Source organism: Flavobacterium erigeronis, from assembly GCF_054075165.1.
In genome coordinates this window covers 1-424 of sequence record NZ_JBSKGP010000033.1, presented here as the reverse complement: position 1 = coordinate 424, position 424 = coordinate 1, and the positions used below count along the sequence as shown (strand labels likewise).

At 35.6% G+C, this 424-nt stretch carries 1 pseudogene; it reads left to right on the top strand.

From position 1 onward, the window contains the following. A pseudogene (locus tag ACWA1F_RS23960) lies at window positions 1-424 on the top strand (OmpA family protein); the annotation flags it as partial.

Here is a 424-nt window from a genome sequence, read left to right as displayed (position 1 = left end):
AGCTAAACAAAAAACTACCGATGTTCGAGCACAGAATTATTCGCTCAAAAATGTGACAATTGAAGATATTGAAAACATTAAACCTTCATTTGTACTGGAAAATCTTGAAATCAATTCCGCATATTCTGATTTTGGGCCAATGTTTTACAAAGGAGATTTGGTCTACTCCACAACAATCGATTCTTCGTATGTGAAAACAAGCAAATACGGCTGGAACGATCAGCCTTATCTCAACATGCAATTGGGAAAAATTAGCGAAACGCAATCAAACGTTACTTTTAAAGAAAAATTCGGAAAAGACATTACGACACAGTATCACGAGGCCTGCGTGGCATTTTCGCCTGACGAAAAAACAATTTATTTTACCAGAAACAATTATAACGGCAAATTAAAACGCGACAGCAAAGGAATTAATAACCTAAAG